This window comes from Burkholderia sp. SIMBA_062 (assembly GCF_046534765.1).
Lineage (GTDB): Bacteria > Pseudomonadota > Gammaproteobacteria > Burkholderiales > Burkholderiaceae > Burkholderia > Burkholderia ambifaria.
Map to the genome: position 1 here is coordinate 1 of NZ_JAWRYD010000606.1, position 238 is coordinate 238.

1 protein-coding gene is annotated in these 238 nt (G+C 52.9%); it reads right to left on the reverse strand.

Annotated elements, in window-relative coordinates:
- Positions 1-227, reverse strand: a 227-nt coding sequence (gene tcmP, locus SB786_RS37615; protein ID WP_410731764.1) for a three-Cys-motif partner protein TcmP, incomplete at its 3' end; no start/stop codon positions are given.
- Between the last annotated feature and the right edge of the window lie 11 nt (positions 228-238).

Below are 238 nucleotides of genomic sequence, written 5' to 3' on the forward strand. Positions count from 1 at the left end.
CGACTCAATTCCTCAACAAAAATTACGGGGGAGCCTGCCGAGCCGCAGTTGTAGCGGCCAGCCCCGCTGAACCCGTCTACGACGGCTAGCCGGAACTTTCTGACCAGGGGGGAAGTACAACGAGTCTGGACGTAGTTGTAGAAATATTCTCGAAGAATCTGATGCTTCTTCCTTGAATGCTCAGCGAGGACTGCGCCTTCTTCCCAAGCGTACTTCTTCTCAGCCATGGATTTTCCTT